The organism is Vibrio sp. SCSIO 43137, from assembly GCF_028201475.1.
GTDB lineage: Bacteria > Pseudomonadota > Gammaproteobacteria > Enterobacterales > Vibrionaceae > Vibrio.
Window position 1 is genome coordinate 1,086,291 of sequence record NZ_CP116384.1, and the last position, 25,110, is coordinate 1,111,400.

25 protein-coding genes are annotated in these 25,110 nt (G+C 44.3%); 6 read left to right on the top strand and 19 right to left on the bottom strand.

Annotated features, from left to right (window positions below; translation table 11 throughout):
* Positions 1-29 precede the first annotated feature (29 nt).
* On the bottom strand, positions 30-551 hold the full coding sequence (locus PK654_RS20805; protein ID WP_271699309.1) for a regulatory protein ToxS: 522 nt from the start codon (positions 549-551) through the stop codon (positions 30-32).
* Positions 548-1,384 (bottom strand): winged helix-turn-helix domain-containing protein, encoded by an 837-nt coding sequence (locus PK654_RS20810; protein ID WP_271699310.1) that lies wholly within the window; start codon positions 1,382-1,384, stop codon positions 548-550. The genes PK654_RS20805 and PK654_RS20810 overlap by 4 nt, the downstream gene beginning before the upstream one ends.
* A 306-nt stretch (positions 1,385-1,690) precedes the next feature.
* On the opposite strand from PK654_RS20810, the gene PK654_RS20815 reads away from it, so the two are divergent.
* The 3 genes from PK654_RS20815 (at position 1,691) to PK654_RS20825 (ending at position 5,790) form a co-directional block, all read left to right on the top strand.
* On the top strand, positions 1,691-3,229 hold the full coding sequence (locus tag PK654_RS20815; protein ID WP_271699311.1) for a methyl-accepting chemotaxis protein: 1,539 nt from the start codon (positions 1,691-1,693) through the stop codon (positions 3,227-3,229).
* A gap of 193 nt (positions 3,230-3,422) precedes the next feature.
* Entirely contained in the window at positions 3,423-4,952 is a 1,530-nt protein-coding gene (locus PK654_RS20820; protein WP_271699312.1) for a YjjI family glycine radical enzyme, read from the top strand.
* Positions 4,924-5,790: a YjjW family glycine radical enzyme activase gene (locus tag PK654_RS20825; protein WP_271699313.1), complete on the top strand. Its 867-nt coding sequence runs from the start codon at positions 4,924-4,926 to the stop codon at positions 5,788-5,790. The genes PK654_RS20820 and PK654_RS20825 overlap by 29 nt, the downstream gene beginning before the upstream one ends.
* Before the next feature lie 31 nt (positions 5,791-5,821).
* Here PK654_RS20825 and PK654_RS20830 read toward each other — a convergent pair whose 3' ends face one another.
* Complete coding sequence (locus tag PK654_RS20830) at positions 5,822-6,127, bottom strand: DUF1905 domain-containing protein (RefSeq protein WP_271700738.1); 306 nt, start codon at positions 6,125-6,127, stop codon at positions 5,822-5,824.
* Positions 6,123-6,458 carry a hypothetical protein gene (locus tag PK654_RS20835; RefSeq protein WP_271699314.1) on the bottom strand — a complete coding sequence of 112 codons (336 nt, stop codon included), beginning with the start codon at positions 6,456-6,458 and terminating at the stop codon, positions 6,123-6,125. The genes PK654_RS20830 and PK654_RS20835 overlap by 5 nt, the downstream gene beginning before the upstream one ends.
* 85 nt (positions 6,459-6,543) lie before the next feature.
* Here PK654_RS20835 and PK654_RS20840 point away from each other — a divergent pair, with 85 nt between their 5' ends.
* Positions 6,544-7,299, top strand: a complete 756-nt coding sequence (locus PK654_RS20840; RefSeq protein WP_271699316.1) for a helix-turn-helix transcriptional regulator — start codon at positions 6,544-6,546, stop codon at positions 7,297-7,299.
* A gap of 44 nt (positions 7,300-7,343) precedes the next feature.
* Here PK654_RS20840 and PK654_RS20845 read toward each other — a convergent pair whose 3' ends face one another.
* The 10 genes from PK654_RS20845 to PK654_RS20890 form a co-directional block, all read right to left on the bottom strand.
* Positions 7,344-7,784: a type II toxin-antitoxin system VapC family toxin gene (locus PK654_RS20845; protein WP_271699317.1), complete on the bottom strand. Its 441-nt coding sequence runs from the start codon at positions 7,782-7,784 to the stop codon at positions 7,344-7,346.
* Entirely contained in the window at positions 7,759-7,992 is a 234-nt protein-coding gene (gene vapB / locus PK654_RS20850) for a type II toxin-antitoxin system VapB family antitoxin (protein ID WP_271699319.1), read from the bottom strand. Before vapB ends, PK654_RS20845 begins: the two co-directional genes overlap by 26 nt.
* A gap of 282 nt (positions 7,993-8,274) precedes the next feature.
* Positions 8,275-9,489: a hypothetical protein gene (locus tag PK654_RS20855; RefSeq protein WP_271699320.1), complete on the bottom strand. Its 1,215-nt coding sequence runs from the start codon at positions 9,487-9,489 to the stop codon at positions 8,275-8,277.
* 58 nt (positions 9,490-9,547) lie between these two features.
* A complete protein-coding gene (locus tag PK654_RS20860) occupies positions 9,548-9,817 on the bottom strand; it encodes a hypothetical protein (RefSeq protein ID WP_271699321.1) in 270 nt (89 codons plus the stop codon).
* On the bottom strand, positions 9,790-10,077 hold the full coding sequence (locus PK654_RS20865; RefSeq protein WP_271699322.1) for a YkgJ family cysteine cluster protein: 288 nt from the start codon (positions 10,075-10,077) through the stop codon (positions 9,790-9,792). The genes PK654_RS20860 and PK654_RS20865 overlap by 28 nt, the downstream gene beginning before the upstream one ends.
* 6 nt (positions 10,078-10,083) lie before the next feature.
* Complete coding sequence (locus tag PK654_RS20870) at positions 10,084-10,221, bottom strand: adenosine deaminase (RefSeq protein ID WP_271699323.1); 138 nt, start codon at positions 10,219-10,221, stop codon at positions 10,084-10,086.
* A gap of 403 nt (positions 10,222-10,624) precedes the next feature.
* Positions 10,625-10,837: a transcription antiterminator/RNA stability regulator CspE gene (gene cspE, locus PK654_RS20875; protein WP_271699324.1), complete on the bottom strand. Its 213-nt coding sequence runs from the start codon at positions 10,835-10,837 to the stop codon at positions 10,625-10,627.
* Positions 10,838-11,199: 362 nt separating this feature from the next.
* Positions 11,200-11,814: a trimeric intracellular cation channel family protein gene (locus PK654_RS20880; protein WP_271699325.1), complete on the bottom strand. Its 615-nt coding sequence runs from the start codon at positions 11,812-11,814 to the stop codon at positions 11,200-11,202.
* 267 nt (positions 11,815-12,081) lie between these two features.
* A complete protein-coding gene (locus tag PK654_RS20885; RefSeq protein WP_271699326.1) occupies positions 12,082-12,918 on the bottom strand; it encodes a hypothetical protein in 837 nt (278 codons plus the stop codon).
* Between the two features lie 383 nt (positions 12,919-13,301).
* Positions 13,302-15,203 carry a methyl-accepting chemotaxis protein gene (locus PK654_RS20890; RefSeq protein WP_271699327.1) on the bottom strand — a complete coding sequence of 634 codons (1,902 nt, stop codon included), beginning with the start codon at positions 15,201-15,203 and terminating at the stop codon, positions 13,302-13,304.
* 387 nt (positions 15,204-15,590) lie between these two features.
* On the opposite strand from PK654_RS20890, the gene PK654_RS20895 reads away from it, so the two are divergent.
* Positions 15,591-16,499, top strand: coding sequence for a LysR family transcriptional regulator (locus PK654_RS20895; RefSeq protein ID WP_271699328.1), 909 nt, complete (start codon positions 15,591-15,593; stop codon positions 16,497-16,499).
* 161 nt (positions 16,500-16,660) lie between these two features.
* Here PK654_RS20895 and PK654_RS20900 read toward each other — a convergent pair whose 3' ends face one another.
* The 4 genes from PK654_RS20900 to PK654_RS20915 form a co-directional block, all read right to left on the bottom strand.
* Complete coding sequence (locus PK654_RS20900; protein WP_271699329.1) at positions 16,661-18,247, bottom strand: L-lactate permease; 1,587 nt, start codon at positions 18,245-18,247, stop codon at positions 16,661-16,663.
* Positions 18,248-18,919: 672 nt separating this feature from the next.
* The gene (locus PK654_RS20905; RefSeq protein WP_271699331.1) at positions 18,920-21,742 is read right to left on the bottom strand and encodes an FAD-binding and (Fe-S)-binding domain-containing protein; all 2,823 of its coding nucleotides are present in this window, start codon (positions 21,740-21,742) and stop codon (positions 18,920-18,922) included.
* Between the two features lie 157 nt (positions 21,743-21,899).
* Positions 21,900-22,412 (bottom strand): DNA mismatch repair protein, encoded by a 513-nt coding sequence (locus PK654_RS20910; RefSeq protein WP_271699332.1) that lies wholly within the window; start codon positions 22,410-22,412, stop codon positions 21,900-21,902.
* A gap of 54 nt (positions 22,413-22,466) precedes the next feature.
* The gene (locus PK654_RS20915) at positions 22,467-23,405 is read right to left on the bottom strand and encodes a LysR family transcriptional regulator (protein ID WP_271699333.1); all 939 of its coding nucleotides are present in this window, start codon (positions 23,403-23,405) and stop codon (positions 22,467-22,469) included.
* A 111-nt stretch (positions 23,406-23,516) separates the two neighbouring features.
* Here PK654_RS20915 and PK654_RS20920 point away from each other — a divergent pair, with 111 nt between their 5' ends.
* Positions 23,517-24,716 carry an MFS transporter gene (locus PK654_RS20920; protein WP_271699334.1) on the top strand — a complete coding sequence of 400 codons (1,200 nt, stop codon included), beginning with the start codon at positions 23,517-23,519 and terminating at the stop codon, positions 24,714-24,716.
* On the opposite strand, the gene PK654_RS20925 is transcribed toward PK654_RS20920, so the two are convergent.
* Positions 24,699-25,091 carry a SirB2 family protein gene (locus tag PK654_RS20925; protein WP_271699335.1) on the bottom strand — a complete coding sequence of 131 codons (393 nt, stop codon included), beginning with the start codon at positions 25,089-25,091 and terminating at the stop codon, positions 24,699-24,701. The two genes, PK654_RS20920 and PK654_RS20925, sit on opposite strands and share 18 nt — an antisense overlap.
* Positions 25,092-25,110: the final 19 nt, after the last annotated feature.

A 25,110-nucleotide genomic window follows, 5' to 3' on the forward strand; every position in this document is an offset into this window, starting at 1 on the left:
AGGGTTAAAGCTGGGTTAAGTGGGGGAGATTACTTAGCAACCATCACTTCGTTTTGCTGATTAAGGGCAGTCAGCAAGATGATTTTGTCTGTGATATAGCTGATTTTTTTAGCCTTTTTCATCTTATTGAAATAGATGCTTTTCAGAAACTCGGCCTCTGTTGCCAGAGGGGTAAGACCATCGGGAAGCCCGGTATTTTCAATGCTTTCTACTTCCATCAGTAAAAAACCATCTTCTATTTGCCAGCGACCTCTGTCCTGTATATCCAGCGATAGCAGAGGATCTGCTTCGCTGGTAAATGCACGAACCTTACTTTGCCGGATATAAAAACCGTTACTTAAAAACTTGGTATTACTCGTTGAACGGACTTCCTGAACAGGAGGAATTTTACTCTCTTTCGGCAGTTTATCCTTCTCACTAAGTAGTACCCTGTTTTCATTTATCCAGATACTGGAACTGATTTTGCTACTCTGATAGAAGTCGGAATGTAAAAAGAACAGACCCGAAACAGTGATAATCATAAGGGCGGCTATAATGCGCAGAAGCTTCATTGAGTACCTCCACGCTGACAGACGGAATCTCCGGTCAGGACATCAGGTGAAATTTCAAGGTTTAGCGCATATTCTGCTGAGGGGAAAATTAGGTTTAGTATCCAGCCCTTCTGCCTCCCCTTTCCGACAATCACTCTTTCCGGCCGGCGTGGTTCACCATTCTCAGACAAATAGAGCTCAACGCAGGCAGTAAAACTTTGTGCCAAATCTTTATTCAGATAGATACTGCTGTCGGTAACAAAAACGTTAGCATCAGCGATAGAAATATCGGTTAAGGTTACCGTTTTAGACACCAGCTTGGGGCTAAGGGTAGCAAGCATAATCCCGGCAGAAATCAGTACAGCTATCTCTTTCCAGCAACGTCTCAACAGACCCTGCTTAAATGGTTTTCTGTTATTTTGAGCCATCAAATGACCCACTATCGGTTCAGAGCCTGCATCAGAAACCTCTGCTGACAAAGAAGCCTGATGATTACTTTCAACCACCTCCACAGAGGCGATAAACTGATAACCTTTTTTAGGCACTGTTTTAATATAGCTGGGCGATTTAGCGCTATCATTAAGCAATTTTCTAAGGGTTGAAATGGCCTGAATCACGCTGGATTCATCAACACAGAACCCTTTTTCAGTCCAAACCAGCTTATGCAATTCGTCTTTACTGATCAGGTTTCCTCTCTTTTCCATCAACACCAACAGCAACTGAGCTTCGTTGGCTCCGATATAAGTTCCTTTTTCATCCCTTCCCTGCTCATAAAGATAATTGCTTTTTACATCAAAGATCAGACAGTTATTTATCAGATACTGCTTATTCGCCGATTCGTTAAGCTTACTCATGACAATGACCCGTGTAGTACAAACTGGCGGTAACTTAGCGTTTAACGGGTTAAAAGGTGGTTAAAGAGTAGAGAAACAAGGCGGAATTCACCTCACCTCAGGCTAAATGCAACTCAAGTATCATGTTTCAAACCCCAACCGTACAAAGCTCATTTTTACGTTTAAGGCTCAAACATCTCGATTCGGTCAATTAATTAACAATTCGGTTACACAATAGTCAATAAAGTGTCTACATTTAGTTATGCAACTGATGAATATACATCAGAGTATTAATATTTTTATGGATATAAATGTCAGGACGATGCTATGGCCAGAAGAAACCAGACCACCATCAATGAAGAAGTTACATTTTCAGAATCCGCAGAACTTGTTTCAACCACAGATAAGCGTGGTGTAATTACTTACGCCAATGATGAATTTTGCCAGATTTCCGGTTACTCCAAACATGAACTGGTGGGCAAAAACCACAACCTTGTCCGTCATCCGGATATGCCCAAAGCCGCCTTTAAAGATCTATGGGCACACTTAGAGCAGGGGCAAGCCTGGAGAGGCGCGGTAAAAAACCGTTGTAAAGACGGCCGCTACTACTGGGTGGATGCCTTTGTCACACCTATATATGAACATGGTCAGCTTATCGGCTATCAGTCAGTACGAAGAGTGCTGGCACCGGAGATCCGCAGCAGAGCTGAAAAGCTATATGCTGTTGCCGACAGAGGTAAGAGGATAACTGCGAAAATAAAACTGACCACCAAACAGAGAATCTTATTACTATTTGCCATTACGATGGGAGCGGTAAGCGCCAGTGTCTACCTGTCGCCGCTCTACTCCTTTATTATTCCGTTTGCCACCATCGCTGTGCTATACCATGAGCTGTTTGTCCGTCAGAAGTTCTATGAAGATCTACGGCAAACCTACGACAGTATCTCAAGGCTGGTATTCTGTAACGATCAGAGCAACTACGCCGAGTACCATATCAAGATGCAGCAAGGCCGGGTTCAGACCATTCTGGGACGGACGCTGGATAGCAGTAACGTCTTGCTGGATCAGGTTCATTCATTGGAAGATGCCTCTGATCACGCACACCACAATGTAGAAAAAGAGACCATTGAGCTGGAAAAAGTGGCTACCTCTATGGAAGAGATGGTTGCAACCATTAACGAAGTGGCCAGAAACAGCGCGGCAACCCTTGAACAGGTGCACAATGCCAACGAAACCTGCCAGCAGGCTACTGACTATATGGATAAAACCAAAAACGAAGTGTCTAACCTTGCCAGCGAAGTAGAAGCGTCATTCCTGTCTACGGAAGAACTGTCAACTAAGCTGAATGATATATCCAGCCTGATGGCAGAAATTCAGGGAATTGCCGAGCAAACCAACCTACTGGCACTTAACGCCGCTATTGAGTCTGCCCGTGCCGGTGAACAGGGAAGAGGTTTTGCTGTTGTCGCTGACGAGGTAAGGGCGCTCAGCCAGCGAACCCACAAAACCACAGAGAATATCCAGTCTTCTATGGGCAATGTTATGCAGTCAATTAATGCGCTGACGAACACCATGAAGAATGGCCAGAATGTGGCTAAGGTTTGTATGGACAACACCATGAGCACTCAGCAAACCATTAATGACCTGAATGGTGTGATGCAAAACATTGAAGATGCCGCTGCGCACATTTCAACGGCAGCCGAAGAGCAGACAGCGGTAGCTAAAGAGGTAAACCAGAATATTGTTGAGATTCGTAATGCTTCGCAGAGTAACCTGAAAGATGTCGATGAAGTGATTACGCTGGCACACAATATAGAGACCAAGGCGCAGCAACTCGCCTCTCTGGGGCTGTCATTTAAGCAGTAACAGTGACACTTTACTAAACGAAACCAGCTTGTTTTACAGGCTGGTTTTTTATTGCTCTGGATAGATATTCGCCAATACGGCGGCTATGCATCTCATTTCTGCCACCGAAAACGATTAGATGAGCATTTTCTCTTTGCCCTATGGACATCCCGTACTAAAGTGTTGAGTGGAAAAACTATGCAGAGCATCTACTATGAGTCTTCAAGATAAATTCCGTCAAATCGCGACGGATCCTCACCTGTCACCGAAACAGAAATCTAACTATCTGGCATTAGAGGCCGACGCGGCCATCCCTTATCCGCACATCTCAGACGAGCTAAAAAAAGCGATGGAGAGCGGTGCCATATGCGATATCTTTGAAGGCAATGCGCCTTTTAAACCAAGATACGTATTGCCGGACTATGCTAAGTTCCTGAAGCAGGGTTCTGAGTATCTTGAGCTGGCTCCTGCAACTAATCTGGACGAAGCATTAAACTCTCTGACTATCCTTTATCATCACGTTCCTTCCGTGACCAATATTCCGGTATACATTGGCCAGTTAGATGAAGTTCTTCTGCCTTACGTAGGTGATACCGACGAAGAGACCCTTTACCAGAAGCTAAAACTATTCTGGATTATGCTGGACAGAACTCTGCCTGATGCCTTTATGCACGCCAATGTCGGTCCGACAGACAACATTGTCTGCCGCACCATTCTTAAGGTAGACGCAGAGCTTAAACAGATTGCGCCTAACCTGACCTTTATGCATGATCCGGAGCAGACACCAGACGACCTGCTACGCTTAGCGGCCAGTTGCATCTGCGAATGTAGCAAACCGCATATTGCTAACTACCCTATTCATGCAAACACCTTTGATGAGAAGGGCTTTGCTATCGTTAGCTGCTACAACTCTCTTCCACTGGCGGGCGGTGCAAACACCCTTGTACGCCTGAACCTGAAAGAAGTAGCAAAAGACGCAAAAGACAGCAGCGACTTTATCGAATCCACACTGCCTCACTACTGTGACCTGATGTATGAGCTAATTGAAGCGCGTACCCAGTTCCTGCATAACGACTCTAACTTCTTCAACAGCTTCCTTGTTCAGGAAGAGATTATCTATGAAGACAGATTCGCGCCTATGTTCGGCATCTACGGTATGGCCGAAGCAGTAAATATGCTGAATGAGAAAGAGCAGATTTCTGCACGTTACGGCTTAGATGAGCAAGCTAACAAGCTGGGCCACCGAATCTCCGCGACTCTGGACAGTATCGTTAAGCAGACGCCTGTCAGCTATGGCTGGCACGGCCGTGCACTTCTGCATGCTCAGGGCGGCATCAGTCTGGATAAAGAGGTAACACCGGGCGTACGTATTCCTTACGGTGACGAGCCTGATCCGGTTACTCATATTAATGCGCTGGCAGAACACCATCAGTATTATTCATCAGGCATTAGCGACATTCTGACCATTGATGAAACCGTGAAAGATAACCCTGAAGCCATGTTCCAGTTGGCGAAGGGTGCCCTGTCTATCGGCTTCCGAGAGTTTACCGCCAACGTGGCATCCAACGATCTGGTTCGCGTAACCGGCTATATGATTAAGCTGTCTGATATAGCTAAGTTTGCCGAAAATGGTTCCAGAACCAACACCACCGGGCTGGGTGCAGAAGCGGCACAAAACACCAATATTCTTAACCGTAAACCTCGCGTAGCAAGTCATGAGCAATCTCCGGGCTACGGTCAGTAAGATACTCAACTTTTCCTGTGTTGACGGGCCTGGTAACAGGCTCGTCATTTTTCTTCAGGGCTGCAATTTTAACTGCCAGAGTTGTCATAACCCGCATACTATCGACCTATGCGACCATTGTGGCGACTGCGTAGAAGGCTGCCCGGAAAATGCCCTTTCCATGCAGGATGGCAAGGTGGTGTGGGACAAAACCTTGTGCACTCAGTGCGATGAATGCCTGAAAAACTGCTCCCGCCAGTCTACTCCGAAGACAGAATCCTACAGTGTGGAAGAGATGTTAGCGCTAATCCGCAAGCACAGCCCTTTCCTTAGCGGTGTAACAGTCACCGGTGGAGAAGCGACACTACAAGCCCGTTTTATTGCCGAAGTGTTTTCTGCCATTAAGCAGGACAAAGCACTCAGCCATCTTAGTTGTATGGTCGATAGCAACGGCTTCCTGAGTGAAACCGGCTGGCAGAAGCTTCTGCCGGTAACCGACGGCACCATGATAGATTTAAAGGCGTGGCAACAAGAAACGCACTTACGTCTTACCGGAAGAGATAACCATAAAGTAATGCAAAGCATTCAACTGCTCGCCAGTGAGAATAAGTTGTATGAACTGAGGTTACTGCTGATACCCGGACAAACAGATCTGGAAACAGAAGTCGATGCCCTCGCCAACTTTCTCACCCAGCTTCCGCCAGAAGTCCGCATTAAGCTGAACGCCTTCCAGACTCACGGCGTAACCGGCACCGCATCAGACTGGCCGGCATGCAGCAAAGAGCAGATTGAAGGCTTTGCAGAAAAACTAAACCAGAGAGGCATCAGCAATCTGGTACTGCCGACGGTTTATCTGTAGTTCTGATTAATCTAAACCAAACAGCTCTAGGCTATAGCAAAAAATCACTATCAACCACCAGCTCTATTTCGACTAAGTCACCCAACTGAATCTTATGTTTTTGCCGTATCTTGGCTGTTAATGGCAAAAGGTAAGCCGCGGATTTCTTGTCATACCATAGTGACGTTGACCATTTACTATCCTGATAAATCGCTTCTGTTTTTAACCTTCCCCAGCCAGATTCAAGGCTTCCGTGTGCCATGCGAATATGCTTTGATAGGGCATCAGGTAAGGTTAAAAAGTGCCAGCCACCCTGCCCGGCACTTTTCCAAAGCCTTGCTTGAAAACGGTAATTAATCTTTAGTTACCCCGCCCATTTTGTTGTAATAAGAAAATATCATCGACTCTTCGTCCATCAGGCCAAATACTTCCTGCGCTTGCGGGTTTGCCATCACCTGCTCAGAAGCAGCCTTTGCATCTTCTATTGATTCCCATGTAATAAAATCGAACCAACGTTTATTATCTTCGCTGTAGTAAAACGCTCTCGATTTAAAGCCGTCAAACTTTTCTACTATAGCATTCAGGCTCTCTATGGACTGTTGCTGCTGTTCAAGTGAAACTCCTTGTTTGTATTTAAAGGAGATAATTTCATAACTGTCGTTTGCGAATGCGCTGCTGGCTATTGTCATAATCAAAATTCCTATTAGTCGTTTTCTCATTTTAACCTCGCGGTTTCCTTGCTGAAATTAAGCTTAGCTTTTAATATGACAAAATATGTCACATTACTTTCGAGCTATGGCAAACAACAGTTTTCAAAACAAAAAGCGCAGACAAGACGAGATACTCAACTGCTTGCGGGATAAATCTTACTGGACGGCCTTGGAGTTAAGTAAGAGAGTAGCAACAAGCCAGCGCACTTTAATGAGAGACTTGGCCGAGCTAAAAGAGTCCGGCATTCCCATTGAGTCAGATCGGGGAAGAGGCGGCGGTATCAGGCTCAATGGCCGCTGGGGACTTGGACGCCTGCAACTTAGCTCAACGGAAGTAATTTCACTTTTGTTGGCACTCGCCATTGTGGAAAGCATTAATCCGCCGGTTTTGCTGTCTAACTTGTCCTCTATCAGAAACCGGATATCGGCCTCTTTTCCTGAGCAACAACGGAAAAACATAGACGAGCTTCGTTCCAGAATACAAATTGGCGGCAATGCCTCTGCGGCAGTAGTCGACAGTTACGAACTACCAAATACGGAACCGATGCCGGTTATATCGCAAGGATTTCTGGATATGAAAACGCTCGAAATTGAATATATCTCAGAAAAACAGCAAGTCACTCAGCGGGTTGTTGAGCCCCAAATGCTACTGCTTAACTGGCCGGCGTGGTATTTGCTCTGTTGGGACAGATTAAGGGATGAAGTCCGGATGTTCCGTATTGACAGAATACAGCGGGCAACCGTCAGTAATGAGTCATTTTCACTAAAAAAACGTAGCGTTTTGCTGGAAAATCTAGAGCACTTTTTCGATGATCTTTAAATATATAGAGGCTAATGGAAGTTAGGCGTGTGGCTAACTTCTCCTTAGTAAGTCCAATCTTCAAACTTCAAGCCTTCTACACGCTGAAACTCTCTTCTGTTATTCGTTATAAGTACACAATCAGTAGCAATGGCGTGTCCGGCAATCGCTGTATCGTTATTACCTATCGGTGTACCTTTCGCCATTAGATCACGCTTAACTTGAATTGTAGCGTCAACAGCTGCTTTATCCCAAGGTAGAATTTCATCAACACGTTTAAGAAACTCATCAACAAGCACTACATGTTTAGGAGCGGCTTTTTTACCTAATAGTCCATACTGCATTTCTTGATACGTTATTGCAGAGATAACTATTCGGTGTTGCTTTCCAACCACTGCTTGAAGCTTTTGCAATACGGTTATTGGCTGCTCTCTCATAATAAAAGAGCAGATACATGTATCGAGCATATAATTGATTTTCCTACTCAAAATTAAACCGCCCTTCATCTGCGATCACATCTTCGCGGTCAGACATAAAATCGTTGTCAGCCTTGCCTTGTTCAGCAAATGACAACCAATCTGGTCTGGCCGGACGCAAAGTGATTACATCACCATCCTTATTAATTTCCAGCTCATTAACTCCATCAAACTCAAATTCTTTTGGTAACCGAACCGCTTGGTTCTTCCCGTTTTTAAAGATTGATACTGTTCTCATAACACCCTCCCCAAAGGCATATGTCTAACATATGTTCAGTGTAGCCTCCACGTGACATATGTCAAGCATATGCTCAAGGGGTGGTTATTCAACCTTTCCAACCTTAGCTGTACCAAAAGAAGTATAAAATAACAAAAATGAAACTATGGATTCACCGAACACTATGATGATGAAACCGCAGTTTCACTTTAATAATTTGTGCTATCGCTCCCATGTAATCGCGGAATGTAAACATACCTTTAGAAAACCAGAGACACCTCTGGTTTTTACCAGTGTAAAAAACTATAAGTATTTTTTCTCCAATTCCAGCCAGCGTTCGATACCGACTTTTTTTGTTATCGAATCAACAAATTGTTTCGGTAGTTCTGTCTCCCACTCCATATTTAACAATGAAAGATAGCTATCAAGTGAACTCCCCTTAGAACCTAACTCGTTATCAAGCTCAGCCCAGAAAGCAACACCTTTGGTATAAAACAAACCGTAATACCGGTAGTTCTGCCTCTTAGTAACTTCGTCATTAGCAAGGTACAGACCCATGTTTCCGGCCGGAAAATTGGCAGCTATAGACTGCCAGTACTCGACAGGGTCTGCGAACTTGTATAACGTTTCACTCAACGACTTCTTAGCATAGTATTCCGCAAGAGCTTCATTAGCCCATAGTGGAGCAGGAATAGAAGAAAGAAAGTGAATGGATTCATGGGCTGATATTTTCAATAAGTGCTTGATAGCGTCAGTTGCTAGTTGTCCGTTTTCAACAGCAACATTTGAAATATATATTCGGTTACCGGCTGCCCCACTGATACTGCCCGTACTTTTGTCCCGCTTAAGCCATACCAACGACCACGGCTCCATCTTTTTAACGTCAAAAACAGAGCGAAGGTATCTCACTTGGTTACTCAGTACAGGCAGCCACTCCTCTTCACGTTGCAACAGTTGCTGTTGATCAGTCATCAGACGAACAGGAACATTATCAATATCTATCTGGTTAACCTTCATGCCCCACACGACAAACAAAGGCGGATTATCCACTGATGGCAGTTCATGGCAGTTGCGTCTGTCTGTATTGATACATATTTGGCCGCTCTCTTGCCCCTCAACTCTGGGAAAGCTATTCCACTCTGTAATTACGTACCAGCCATCAGCAGGAGAATAACTATCATTTTGTAACCCTACATCCATTCCGCTTTCGTCAACTTCTGAAAGAGCGAGTTCCCAGACAATGCGCTTACAAACAACTACTTTGCCATATTCAATGCTTCGATCCGGCTTATTATCCTGTTGGCATATCAAAGTCGGTTGAAAACTGTCTCGTAACGTTCTGGACGGTAACATTGTGAGGCTCTGGAAGTTACTCGTGTCAATTTTCACCTTAGCTATCGACGGACGTTCACCGCTAACTTCAACATCATATATTACGGTTGAACTGGTGGTGGAAGCTCCGACCCAAAAGCTGCTCAGCAGAAGCAGAAACGTGGATAGTGGAATGATACGACCCAAATTAGACGCCTTATGTATACAGTTGAATATAGTATTAACCATAGAAAACAGAAAAAATTCAAACTATGGCAATTAATACCTGATACGCCCACTTTGTGGTCATAAACGACTTAGCGATAACAATCTCATCGGCATAAGGCAAAAACAGTTCCCAAACGACTGCCCCGCCACCCACGATAAGTACATCTTCGGAATCTTTATACTTATTCACGACCTGCATATAGTCCGTTACAACGGTTGCTTTAGTGTTGCCCCGCAAATCGGCTGGACGAGAGCTAGAAGCTTTTCTCCACCCATTACCTATCTGTAACTGTGCACTTCTTGGCATTCATAAGAACCCATCTCAAACTCCCGACATATCCAGGTGCGATTTTCATAAATACTGCACTTGAAGGTGTCTCTGTCTAAAGCTGAACACCAACCATCTTCCAGCCTGAGCATGATTTCTCCGCCCCAAGCATCCCTACTTATATGCTCCTCTGGAACTGAAGTGTCTGAAACAATCATCACTTCAAGGCGGCAACAGCAAGCCTTACAGTTTGAGCAACTAATATTGGCTTTAATTTCGCTTTTGTCGGGTGTGTTCATAGAGTCTTACAACTCAAATAATTTATCAAAATTGCGTTTTTCAAGAATATCTTCGATTTTTCTTCTTGCTGATTTTGTATTTTTAATATCACCTTCAGGAACTTTATTCTCTTTTTTAGGTGATTTTTTATGACTTTTTTTCATTTGAGCTGTCCTTAGCATGGCCGTCAATCAATTCTGAAAGAGCCTAACTTAACACCAACAGCTGATAATATATTTCCCATCATATTTGATTCGGAAAAGGTAAATTCTAGATTATGTTGTTTGGCGTGAAGTTTAGGGGAAATGTGACGTTGTAGAATGTCACTATTGAGTTGATGTATGTGTGCTGACCAATTTAGTTGTTCATTATCCAAGCAAAATTCTATTTTAAACATATATTGAGCTCAGATTTATTTGATTTTTTGTGTCTATCACATGTTTTTTTATACCAGCCTCGCTGGCGACTAGTTCTTCGAGACAATAAAACTCCTGAAAATTAAGTGTACTTAAAATATTTATATGGAAAGAGAGTGGGTGTAATGTACTTACATCACACCCAGTGCTGTTATAGCGCGACTACGTTTGACGCTTGAGGGCCTTTTTGACCTTGCTCAACGTCAAAGCTAACTTTTTGACCTTCAGCTAATGTCTTAAAACCGTCAGATGCGATAGCTCTGAAATGTACAAATACATCAGCGCCGCCATTGTCTTGTGAAATAAAGCCAAAGCCTTTAGATTCGTTAAACCATTTTACTGAACCAGTAGTTTTAGTAGACATAAATACCTCTAAGAAATTAATAATATTGAAACTGCGAGCAACTGCTATTTAAGAAACTATGACGAGAAGCAATCACAGGAGCTAAACGAAGGTATCGAAAGGAAACTGGGAGAGGGCTTGTACTAAATTTTCACTAATAGCTCGTTTGCAAGAGCTAGGGGCACTATACAGCTTGTTTGGAAAATGAACAGCTTTATTTTCTTTTTTTCAAAATCTGTTGAGTTTGAGGTAGTCAACTCCAGCAATAGTAAGCAACTTTAATGCAAATTAACCACCACTGACAACGATGGTCTTTGGCGTTTAGGACACATAAAATTGTTCAATGATAGCTAAATTAAAAGAGTGACTACCGGCAACCGAGGCTATTTCAATATTAAAAAACTCGGGTAGCGAATTTTATTAACCAAAATATAAAGCCTTAAGGCCACGATAACGATAACACAGGATACAGAAGCGATGCCATAGGAAACACCGAAGTTGATTAAAGCAATATAAATGCTGCTGCCCAAAATAACGATGGATGCGTAAATATCGGTGGTATTAAAGATGTTTTCACGGTGAGACAAAATATCCCGCAATACACCTCCGAACACCGCGGTAATCATCCCCATCATCACCGCAACATAAGCCGCGTAACCCGTAGAGTAAAGCTTGGCCGTTACCAGAACCGCAAACAGAGAGACACCTAACGTATCAAAAAACACAATCATCTTTTCTACTTTCGACTTTCTTAACTCATGAATAAGAAAGAATCCGACTAACGAGCCGGCCAGTGCCACCCAAAAATAGGTTTGGTCACGAATCCAGAATACCTGGTCAGCATTGATAATCATGTCACGCAAGGTTCCTCCCCCCAGTGCCGTAATCCAGCCAATAAGGAGAATACTGATAATATCTTTGCCCCGGTTTGATTCAATCATCACACCACTTAGCGCGAAAGCAACAATGCAGGTCATTTCCAAATAGTAAGTAAACACGTCGGCTCTGTTTCCTTTTCCATAAACCCATTGAAATTACTTAGCTTCTAAGATTTCGTCAATATCCTTGCCTCGCAAAAAAAAACTCTGCTTATAGTGAATAAGCGGGGTGAACAGAAACAGACGGATTTGGTTGGTGGTTTTTAACTCGAAATTACCACATTCGGTGTTACACGCAGCCCTAAATACTCTATGACCATAATGGCTTAACGTAGAATAACTAACTCGAAAATGGTGGACACGTTGTGGACGTTTCGGTGTCCACAATTAGTCCTTATTGGACTCTATTTTTTGTATGTACCACTCATGCCTTGAGTGAAAAGAATCGGGAAGCTTAGAGCCAGTTAAGATGGTTAATTTGTCCAAATCAAAATGTAGATCTAGAAAGGCTTGATTTGTCGCCTTGGTTATCCTTTCTAATTCTTTGACCATATCTTCGTTTTCATATGCTGTCAGTGCTTCCATTGGGTTGCTCATATCTGCTTCAAAATGAAAATACGCAGACCGATTAAAATTAAACAGAAGTTGCATGTGCATCGGTTCTGCTCGATATGTTTGATGTCCTTCACTTGGGCTTTCTAGCCAGTGATACGTGACGTCTTTCTTTGGCATTCCTCTGGCAGCTGCAAGTAGCAAAGGAATGTATTCTATTTTCTTTTCTAGTTCGTATTTTCTGAAAATGTATTGGTTAAGGTTATAGAACTCATTTAGTTCAACCAAATGATTGAAGTGCCTAACAAAATCCTCATACTTCAACACGGGAGGTTCTTTTGGTGTGAATCCATATTTCTTATCTAAGGCAAGAAAGTCATGCATAAAGAAGTGGATTGATTTTCGAGAACTATATAGCCTTTGGCGAAACTCTAACAATATTTTCCCTTCGTGCTGCATGAACTGCTCATATTGCTTGTCCTTACGCTGGCTGTAGAAAGTCCAACTTGCAAGAGCAAGAGATACAATTGAAGTGAAAGCAATCATGACATTAGCAATATCTGAAATCTCCAAATCATAAGGGTAGCCGTCGGGATAACGATGAAGAGTGATCATTACCATTACATAAAGAATGACTATGGAATATGCTAAATATTTGAAGTTGATTTTCATCTTACAGATTCGCTAAAGTTTTTTGTGACTACATCTTCTAGGTGATCGGGTGTACTGGTCAAGTCCAGCCGAGTGCTTTTGCACTCTATTAGCGATAGGTCAAGTAATCCGTTAAATGCTAATTTAGCAGTGCATGTAACATGGAATTGTCCAATAACAAGTAAGCAACTCCAACCATAGGTATGCATTGCGACGCGAAGCATCGCAACGAGTAACGAGTAACGAGTAACGAGTAACGAGTAACGAGTAACGAGTAACGAGTAACGAGTATAGGTGGACAGCATCATCGCAACAGGTCAATAGGTCAATAGGTCAGGGAATCCCACCACCAAAAAGCGCGACCTGTTAGCCGCGCTTTATTACTTCTATAGACCACTGAAGAGTTACTTCAGCTTAAACCGCTCAACCACATGGCTTAGCTGTTCGTTCACTACATTAATGCTCTCGGTCTGAACGGCGGTCTGTTCGCCATTGTTATTAAGCTGGCTGACAATCTCGTTGATGGAAGCCATATTGCGGCTTACTTCCTGAGTTACGCTGCTCTGCTGTTCTGCTGCGGTGGCGATCTGGGTGCTCAGGTCATTAATCTCTGCAATATGGCTGGTTAAATCACCAATCTGATTGCCTACCTGAGTAGTACTTTCCATGGTTTCGTTACAGTTTGACTTGGTCATCTCCATGGAATCACACAGAGAATTACTGCCCTGTAGCAGGCTGTTTAGGGCATGTTCAATCTCGCCAGTACTTTGTTGTGTGCGGCTTGCCAGCGCCCTTACCTCGTCAGCAACAACGGCAAAGCCCCTGCCCTGTTCACCGGCTCGTGCCGCTTCTATAGCTGCGTTTAGTGCCAGCAGGTTAGTCTGCTCGGCTATTTCACCGATAACCGACAAAATGGAGCTGATATTTCTGGTCTCATCACTCATATGCTGAATGCTGTCGGCAGTGTTTTCAACTACGCCAACTAGCGAGCTAACCTTAGAATAGGCCTCACCCACCACGTTTTGAGACTCAGCCCCCAGCGAAGTTGCATCTGCCACAAATTGCGCTGTTTCTGTCGCGTTTTGCGCCACGGTTTCCGCAGTGGCATTCATCTCTTCAATGGCGGCGATAATCTGCTCTGTCTCTACCAGATGCTGGCTAAGCACTGTTGAGTTATCTCTGGTCTGGCGGGTCAGTTCACCAACATCGGATTTCAGTGTGCTGCTGGCAGATTCTATCTCCAGCATCAGACTCTGAAGGTTCTCAATAAACTGGTTTATGCCAGTCGCTATCTGCCCCAGATCATCTTTGGAACGTACTTCAAGGCGTTGGGTAAGATCGCCGTCGCCACTGGCTAGGCTCATCACCATTTTCTTAAGTTCCAGAATAGGGCGATAGAGATAGTTGATTGCCAGAAGTACCAGAATTACGGTAACCAGCAGATAAATCAGAGTAGAGAATATTGCTGTACTTTTTGCCTCTTCTACCTGAGCAAAAACCACTTTTTTATCCAAGACGATTAACAGATACCAGCTCTGGTTGCCTAACTCAATACGTTTAGAAAACAGAACTTTATCAACACCTTCAAGGTTATACTCAACTTCTGCCGATGACTGGCCTGTTACTTCTCTTGCAACCTGTTTTAAATCCGGATGTTGGTTCAGTTTGCTGCCGTTTTTGATGACTGAAGAGGTGCTGGCCATGGTGGTGGTGTCTTCGGCAATAATCAGCGCCAGTGAGCCGGGAATATCTATTTTGTTGACGGTGTTAGTCAGTAGCTCAAGTGAGATATCTGCCAGTATGGTTCCTTCGCCAAAAGACTTTGCAATACTGATCAGAAGCACTTTGTTTACCGCATCCTCATAGGGTTCGGTAAACACCGTTTGCCCGCTCTTAGCCTGCTGATACCAAGGGCGGACTCTCGGATCATAAGAGGATGGGCTTTTATTGCCTATCCAACCGGGGTAATCCTGAGAGGCATAGGCATCACCATTTTCAAAGCCAATCATCATGTTTTCTACGTTAGATGACAGGGCACTTACCTTCATCCGCTCAGCGTGGCCATCAGAATAGTTGTTCTGGCGGTAAGCACTGGCAAGGTTGGTAACGGTTAACGCCTTATCACTTAAAAAGCCTTTTAGCTTCTCAGCTTCCAAATCCACTCTCTCTTTGGTGTTTGCGTAAATTGACTGCTCAAGCAGTGCTTTTTCACTGGAGAATGAAAGATAGTTAGACAACCCCACGGATATGGTAACAACCAGGGAAACCGACAGCAGCAGCGCTGCTTTAAAGCTGAGTTTTTGCATTGTGACAACCTAAGACATTGTATCTGTATAAAGGTGTTATCCGGCTTTGAAAACCTGATAACCAATATGATTTATTTAGAGTTTATTTAATTAATATATTAATTATTTTCGCGATTATATATGTCCGGCAAATTAAATTATATGCATATCATCAAGACGAAAGCGCTTATTTACGTAAACAATGATCTCGAACATGAAAAACAGTAAAAACTGTTAGTAAATAGCAAAACTTTAGTGGCATTCAAAGTTCTCTAAGTGCTTATAAAACCTAGCGAATAGTGTAAAAAATACTAGCGAAAAAGTGCCTGATTAAGGCGGAAATATGCCGCTATATAAGCTACAATATTTGCAACCAAAAATTATTTTGTTGCATATAGTTGAACAATTATGAGAAACACTGATGATTTTTTGATCTTCTACCAACTGATCAAACAAGGCTCATTTAGTAAGGCCGCTGAACAAATCGGCCTGACAAAATCGGTTATCAGCAAGCGGGTGACCCGTCTTGAACAGGAGCTAGGCGTTCAGCTACTTTACCGCACTACCAGAAAGCTGACCCTGACGGAAGCGGGCGAAATTTTTTACCGCCACGCAAGGGAGATTCATCACTCAGTTGTTAACGCCGAAGATGAACTGCAAGGGTTGGGCGAGAGCCTGTCCGGCAACATCAAGATCACTGTACCTACAATTTCCGGTGAGCTGATCCTTCCTCAGGCCATAGCTGAGTTCAGTGAAAAATATCCCGATATCAATGTGCAGATGGATCTGGATAACCGCTTTGTTGATATCCTTGCGGAAGGCTACGATCTCGCCATTCGTACCGGTGTGCTTCCTGACTCCAGCTTTATCGCCCGCAGGTTGGTGGATGTAAACTGGATTATCTGTGGTGCACCGGGCTACTTCAGTAAAAACCCTCCACCGGATTCTTATCAGGATCTAAGCAAACATAACTGCCTTGGTTACTCTTATCAGGAAACCGGCGCTTTTGAGTGGCTATTTAAAGGGGAGAAGGAGGGCGAGACCTTTACCGTCAATGTTAACGGCAACTTCTGCACCAATAATGCATCGGCACTTAAGCGCGCTGCCCTACTGGGGCAGGGATTGGTCTATGTTCCGAAAGTACTGGTATTTGATGAACTTAAATCCGGCCAGCTTGTGGAAGTGTTGCCTGATCAGGTAGGTAAAAAATTGGGTATTTTCGCCGTTTATCCGTACACCAAGCACCTTCCTACCAAGACCCGCCTGTTTATAGAGCACGTTTACGACTGCTATAACCGCAACGACGGCCAGTTCTGAAGTTAGTAGAAACGGAAAAGTCGCAGATGCTTTACAGCTTGCGACTTTTTTATCTGTTTCTTATAAAAAAACAAAGACCCGGGCTAAGCCACAGGTCTTTAAATTAAGCAGTGTTTCTGGAGATAGTAATACTGCAAATACTAATGAGTCGTTTCTCCGCTTTATAAGAAGGTGCTGACCACTGCGGCAACGATACCGTATACCACCATAGGCACAACCGTCTTCTTAATTATGTAACCTTCCTGATTGGCAATACCCAGAATGGTTGATACTGCAATGATGTTGTTGATACATACCATGTTACCCATTGCACCACCTACCGATTGCAGGCCAAGAATGGTTGTCTGGTTCAGGCCAGTGTTGATGGCAATAGTCTGCTGGATGGCACCAAATGTCAGGTTAGACACCGTAGCGGAACCGGAGAAGAAGGCACCCAGCGCACCAAGGTAAGCCGCAACATACTGCCAGCTTGTCCCCATAAGGTCAGAGAATGCAGAACCTGTCACCATGATTGGCGAGTTTTCACCACCCGTCATCATCAGTTTCACCATAATCAGGGCACCAACCAGTGCGATAAATGGCATCTTGATACGGCTACCGGTTTCAGCAAACATCTGCTTAACAACGCGACCTTCCAGACGGAATACAGGAATAGAGATCAGGGCTACCAGCAGGAATGGAATCAGTGCAGGAACATAAAGTGTCTTATATGCCCACGCTACATCTGTACCCAAAATCTGGCTCAGCTTGATGATCAGCGCCTGACTGACACTGAACTCACCCAGAGGACCAAATGAAATGCTCAATACTTCAGTGCTGTCTGTCAGCATAGATTTAATGCCGAACTGCTTGATACGGGTAACGATAAGGATGAAGATCAGAAGCAGAGTCGGAGTCATGGCTTTCATGATCTCGCCAAAAGTAACACCTTCGCGCTTCTCTTCGTTCGCTGACTGATGAACTTTCTGCAGGCCAACACCTGATTTAGCGATGAGCACAGACAAGATCAGACCAATTGCACCACCAACCAGTGCCGGGAACTCAAAGTTCCACTGAGCAATCAGGAAGTAAGGAACGGTACATGAAAGCGTACTTAGCAGAACAAACAGGTAGTTACGCTTGATTTCACCCCAGCTCACGACAAAACGCAGAGCCATTGGCGGAATAACAAATGCAGCAACCATATGGATTAGGGCACTTACCTGACCCGCTTCAAGTAGTGCAGCGTTGTCCAGACCAAGGTTAGAGAAACCGAACCATGTTGGTGTACCTACCGCACCGAATGATACAGGAACCGAGTTCATTACCAGCGCCAGCATTGCCACTTTTAAAGGAGGGAAACCAAGTCCGACAAGAATGGGAGCAGCAATAGCAGCAGGGGTACCGAAACCGGATGCACCTTCAATCATAAAGGCGAATGCCCAACCAATGATCATCAGCTGCGCAACCTGATTGCGGCTGATGCCTTCCAGCCAGCGGCGGATAACCGCTTCTGCGCCAGATAAATAAGTCAGGCGGTTAATTAGTATTGCACCGGCGACAATGGAAATCGGTGTTATTGCAGACAACATACCGGCAATAACGTTGGCGCTGATCAGAGTAAAGCTTGTATTAAAGTAGAAGTACTGCAATGTACCAACCATAAGGGCGGTAATTGGTAATGCAATATGAGAAGGAACGCCATTCTTCTTGGTCATCATCCAAATAAGAATAACGATAGGTGTTACAGATATAAATAGGGTTAACATTCAGAACTACTCCATAAAATCAGTTCTAATTCTCTTGGGAATATGAAATTAATTTTATTATTAATATTTTTATTTGTTACTTACATACAACTGTATTAGCTGTAGGGAAATAGTTTAAATAGCGAAAACAAATATTTCACTATTAATATTTACAGAGAGAACATTAACCAGCATTTTACAATCAAACAGATTGTCCAACAATTTTAACCACAAAAATATATTTCTTTAATTACAACAACTTAAATAAGGAAGCATTTATCAAATCACGATAAAACCTGACCATATGACACAATAAGTTTCCAAAACAGACATAATAAAATAGTAAATATGGACAAAACCCTGTCTATTTTATGGGCTATTTAATAAAGAATTAGATAATGATAATATACGCTTGTTGTAAAATTACAACTGATTTGAGGAAATGTAAGTAGTAATACGGAATGAATTTAGAAATTATTGAAAAATTAAAACATATTAGTTTTTATGAACAAGATCATACGAATTAACCCTTTTGTAGTATTATATTTCCGGCCTTATTAATCGAATGTTAATAATGTAAATTATATTAACATTATCATTTTAATATTCAAGTTTAATTAATTACTCTTGCAAAAAATAAAAGCAACCTTGCGGTTGCTTTTATCTAATCATTAAGTGGTAGCTATTTTAAATTTAACTTACCTTATCAACTAAATATAATATTGACCTATATTCAATACCACTGTGTTCAGATAGCCCGATTTCACAAGTACGGCTGTTAGAGTAACCTTCTGTACAGTTTTCAGGTACCTGCGCACTCAGGCCGGACAGAGCCGATGCATTCAGTTCTGGTGTCGTAAAGCCTTTATCACCGGCGAAACCACAGCAGAGGATATCTTCAGGAATGATCACTTGCTTGGCACAAGTTTCTGTTACCTTCTGCATAATGTCCGCCAGACCGCTTCTGCGCGACGTACAGGTGATATGCAGCATTACTGGCTCTTCCTGAGGAACAATGTTAAGACGTGGCAGTACAAAGTCAGCAACGAACTTAAACGGTTCGTAGATGGAGAGCTCTTTCTGCAGCGCTTCTTTACTCAGGCTTGCACACGGGCTGGTATCCATCAGTATCGGGTATTTGCCGTTTTCAGATGCTTTCCACAGAGCAGACTGAAGGGTATCCATTTTACTGTTTGCCGTATCTACAAAACCTTTACTCTTATACGGCATACCACAGCACTGACTGTTCACGTCTTCAGGTAAGATGACATCGTATCCTGCCTTTTCAAGCAGTGACACCGTCACCTCTGCCAGCGGACGATCATCCATGGCGTTTTTCTCTGTCCCCATGTTTCGCGATGCACAGCTCGGGAAGTAAACCACCTTCTCCTTTCCTACCGACTGGATCTTCAGGCTGGTAACATCGGACGCTGGTCTTGGCAGGTGCGGAGTCCATAGCGGTATCTTCTGTCCTGACAACTTGTGCGCCGCTTTCGTAATAGCGCGCATACCGCCGGTACCAATAACGGAATGAACACCGTTCGCCACACCAAGGCCGAGTTTGGTCGCCTTAGTCATGCCTTCAAAGTGATCTGCCGTCCAGTTTGCAATGCTCTTTGCTTTGTCTGAATGGTTCTGTCTCAGCTTACGCATCAGGTCACCGGTGTTGATTCCTACCGGGCAACGGTCAGCACACAGGCCTGTTGCCGCACAGGTATCTACACCCTGATAGCGGAACACCTTCTCCATTTCAGCCAGTCTGGCCGGCTCTTCATCGGTTCTGCGCAGGCGGCTGATCTCTCTGAACACGCTGTTTCTCTGACGGGGAGTCAGGGACAGGTTTCTTGAAGGACAAACAGGCTCACAGAAACCACACTCAATACACTTATCAATTAAAGTATCAGCGGCCGGCATCTCTTTCAGGTTGCTTATGTGTGAGTCGTGGTCATCGTTGAGGATTACACCCGGGTTCAGAATGCCTTTGCTGTCGAAGATTTTCTTAATCTTCTGCATCAGCTCATAGCCGTCTTTACCCCACTCAAGCTCAACATAAGGTGCCATATTACGGCCGGTACCATGTTCTGCTTTTAGTGAGCCCTGATAGTCAACGGCAACTAGTTTTGCAACGGCATCCATAAAGCCGCTGTATCGTTCAACTTCTTGGTCTGTATCAAACGCCTGAGTAAAGACAAAGTGCAGGTTACCCGCCAGAGCATGGCCAAAGATAATCGCTTCGTTGTAGTTATACTCAATAAACAGATCCTGCAACTCACGTACCGCTGGAGCCAGTTGTTCCAGAGGGAATGCAACATCTTCAATAATTACCGTTGTACCCGTTTCACGAACCGCACCAACAGCAGGGAACAGACCTTTACGGATACCCCACAACTGAGCACATACCTGAGCATCGCGGCTGAACTCAACCATTTCGATTGGCGAATACTTATTGATGATGGCTAGCAGCTCGGCCGATTGCTTATCAAGGTCTTCTGCATCTTTAGCGTGGATCTCTACCAGAATTGCAGCAGCTTCTGTGTCGCCCTTCTCGCCGAGCTCGGCAATAAAGTCCGGCATACCTGGTTTATCCGCAACAGAAGCAAGAGAACGGCTATCCATCAGCTCAACAGCGGCAACTTCAGTTTTACTCAGCTCACTAACGGCAAAACAAGTCGCTTCTATATCAGCAAATACAAACAGGCCTGACGCTTTGTCTGCATGGTCAATCACTGTGTTGTAAGTAATATCGGCAATAAAGCCTAAGGTACCTTCTGAACCGATAAGCAGGTGCTGAAGAATTTCGATAGGGTCAACATAATCCACCAGCGAGTTAAGGCTGTAACCCGTGGTGTTCTTCAGGCGGTATTTGTGGCGGATTTTATCAGCCAACTCTTCATTGCTCTGGCACTCAGTAGCAAGGGTGGTCAGGTCACTAACTAAATCGGCATGGGTACGTTTAAAGCTGGCAACACTCTCTTGGTCTAGAGTATCCAGAATGGTTCCGTCTGCCAGAACTATTGTCATACCGGCAAGGGTTTTATAACTGTTTTTAGCTGTACCACAACACATACCTGATGCGTTGTTTGCAGCGATACCACCAATCTTACAGGTGTTAATCGAGGCCGGATCAGGGCCAATCATACGTCCGTATGGTGCCAGATATTTGTTTGCATCTGCACCAATGACACCCGGCTGAAGCCAGATCTGCTCGCCGCCATTAAGGATTTTGTAGTTACGCCAGTTGGTTGTCAGGGTAATTAAAACGGAATCGGAAATGGCCTGTCCTGATAAACTGGTACCTGCGGCACGATACGTTAGGGGGATATTGCGCTCAGCACACTGCTTCACTGCCAGAACAACTTCTTCAATGGAGTCCAGTTGCAATATCAGCTTAGGTACCAGCCGGTAAAAACTGGCGTCAGTCCCGTAAGCAAGGGTTAAGGTAGGGTCGGTAATAATTCGTTTTTCATCAATGGTTTTCTTCAACTCATTGATCAAATCTTGATAAGCTTGTTGCATGGAAGCTCCACGTTATGTCCAGTCTGTATACATCTTGTTATAGTTTTATCTCACTATTGAGTGAGTGATTATTAACCCTACATGAAGTAGCATTAATGATATATCCTCTTCAATTCACATGTTTGTTGCAAAAAGATTACCAATAACGAACAGACCGTTAACGTGTCAAGTCTCTTGCCAGTATCAGTGCCAGACCAAATATCTGTAAAAACAAAGCGATATTTTTATAATTGGCGGCGGTTTCTTCCATTTGCTGGATAACTTCCATAAGGGAGACATTTTTAAAATAGAGGTTGTCTATATTGTTTCTCTCCTGAGCCTGAGCGTCATCTATCTTGCTTGTCAGCACGGAAAGGTTGTCTGTGGTGAGAGGTGGGATATCTTTATCGACCCATAAAAACAGTTGTTGGCGAAGAGTTTCTGCAACCTTTTCATCCCGGTTGCTCTGGCCTAAATGAACAATCAGCACTTCACGCTTGCGCTCCAGTGTTTCTATCCGGTTCCATGCCCGTTCAATAGATTGCTGATTGGCCGCCTTCTTCTCATTAAGCATGCCCTGCTTCAGAGCGTATTTATCCAGCACCACACTGTTAATCAGAATCGCAAAGATATTCAAAACCAAACCGAACAGCACAATAACCCAGGCCGGCGGCAGACGCAGTTGAGGCATCCTTTCTCCCTAAAGTTTTTTACTTCCATGAATAATAGACCACGCCGGACAGATTTAGCTTTCAGAACGAATCTGCTCGACCTTTTGCTGAATCACCTGCTTCACTAGTCCGCATAACCATTCCATCTGCGGGTGAGAGAGATCCCTTTTGCGGGTCAGCATATCAATATCGAAATCGGGGATATCGATGGGCGGCGGGCAACAGCTAATATCCTGATTAACCGGTTCAATTTTGGCCACCATTTCCGCCATAACGGCTATCAGGCTTCGGCCGGAAAGTAACCTTCTGACGGTAAGAAAACGGGTTGAACCCATAACCACATTTCGCTGCAATCCCATTTTATCTAAGGTGTCGTCCACAGGCGTTGAAAGCTCGCGGTTTGCTGAGATAATCACCTGAGGTGTCGCCAGATATTGTTCAAGAGTAATTTTATCTTCCACCTCAAGTACCCGGTTATCGAACATACAAAGGTGCCTTTCGCGGTACAGAAACATCCGGCTCAGGTTTTCTGGTTGTTTCCGAAACACTCCGATAGCGACATCGACATTCCCCGATTCAAGCTGCTGCTCAACACTCTCATTATCAACGGGTTTAAACTGAATTTTACAGTGCGGGGCAGCTTGCATTAACTGATCGAATAAGTCCGGACCAAACACCTGTTCGGCGTAGTCACTCAGGCCAATAGACACCTGCCCTTTAAACTCAGCAGGCTCAAATTTGTTCGGTAGCAGAATTTCGTCGCGGACAATACTCAGCACGGCTTCTACCTTCGGGCTCAGTTCAATGGCTCTCTGGGTCGGCACCATCACATTTCCCTGCCGCTCAAACAGCCCGTCATTAAGCAATTTTCTCAACCGTTTCAGGTTATAGCTGGTGGCAGGCTGCCCAACATTCAGGTGCTCAGAAGCAGCAGACACATTGCGGAACTTCATAATTGCACTGAATGTCAGCAGCAGATTCAGATCCACTCCCCGCCAGTTAATTTCAGACATAACACGCCTATAAACTCCATTGATAACCACTATAAAACCAAACAATTTAGCTGATACAGCTACACTATTTATAATCGATCTTGTATTTATTAGCAAAAGCAGACTGACAAGATGCAGACCTCTCTCTGGAATAACAAAGATTATATTCGCCTGCTTGGGGCACAAGTGCTGTCTCTGCTGGGTACGGGTATCAGCTCTGTTGCCCTTGCCCTGCTGGCATGGGAGTTGGCAAAAGAGCAGGCCAGCCTTGTACTGAGTATCGCCTTTGCCCTGAAGATGGTCGCCTACATCGTACTTGCCCCTCTGTTTGGCGCATTTGCCACACGGCTGAACAGAAAAAGAGTGCTGGTAGCGCTGGATATTTTCCGTGCTCTATTGTTTGTCTGCATGCCCTTTGTCAGCCAGCTCTGGCAGGTTTATCTGCTGATGTTTCTGGTCAATGCCTGCTCAGCCGGTTTTACGCCCATTTATCAATCTACCCTGCCGGATATGCTTCCGCAGCGGGAACACTACACAAAAGCACTCTCCTTCAGCCGTATGGCATACGATCTCGAGCAGGTGTTAAGCCCGCTGTTGGCCGCTTTACTACTTACCCTGATGAGCTACAACACCCTTTTCTATCTGGATGCGCTATCTTTTGTTGTTTCAGCCCTGCTTATCCTGAGCTGCCGTTCAGCCCTGATAGCCGGAAATGGCAAAAAACAGCAAGGAGAAGTGCAAGTTAAATGGCTTCACGGGGTACAAAGCTATCTTGGTAATCTAAACCTTCGCTCGCTCTGGTTCGCTTATCTTGCCGCGTCAGCAGCCAGTGCAATGGTGATAGTAAACACGGTGGTTTATGTTCATCAGATACTTAAAGGGGGCGATTCACAAACTGCCATTGCTATGGCCTTGGTTGGAAGCGGTTCACTTTTTATTGCCATAAAGCTTCCGGGCTGGCTGAAAAAACGTTCTGCGGAGTTCTATATCTGCTATGGATTGGCGTTAATCTGTCTGGCCATGTTTGCCGGTAGCACAACACCGAATTGGCCGGGGTTTGTGCTGATCTGTCTGACGCTGGGGGCTGGTATGTCTCTGATTCAGACGCCGGCCGGACTGATAATTTCAGAAAGCAAGACAGGAGCACAAATCAACGAGCTGTTTGCTGCTCACTTCTCCCTAACCCATTTCTGGTGGTTTTTCACCTATCTGGGCGCCGGACTCAGTGCGAGCTATTTCGGCTTATCCGGCGCTTATCTGGTGATGGGCATGGTCTCAGTTATCGCTGTTCTGCTACTGCTGTTCACTAACAGGCTAGTAAGGCAGAGCTAATGCCAGATGCTTATTAAGGGCAAGGGTCAGAATAGCCAGCACACTCACCATAGCGGCTATAAAGAAGAACACTCGATTTTTCAGGCTGCTGCCCGGTTTCATCGCCAGATAGCCAAAAACAATATACATAAGCAATGCACCTAGTTTATAGGTCAGCCACGGGGCAGCGGGTGTAAAAGGAACAAACTTGGTAATAGAGATTAATGCCACGCCACTACAAAGAAGCAGGCTGTCATTTATATGCGGCAAAATTTTAAGCAACTTTGGCGGTTTTACCGGCTGAGATTTGGCGTAATAGATAAAAAAACGCAGAAAGAAGAGTGAAAGGCTAATAACCACCGTCATAAGGTGAAAAGTTTTAACTGTCTGGTACAAATGATTCTCCTGACAAAAT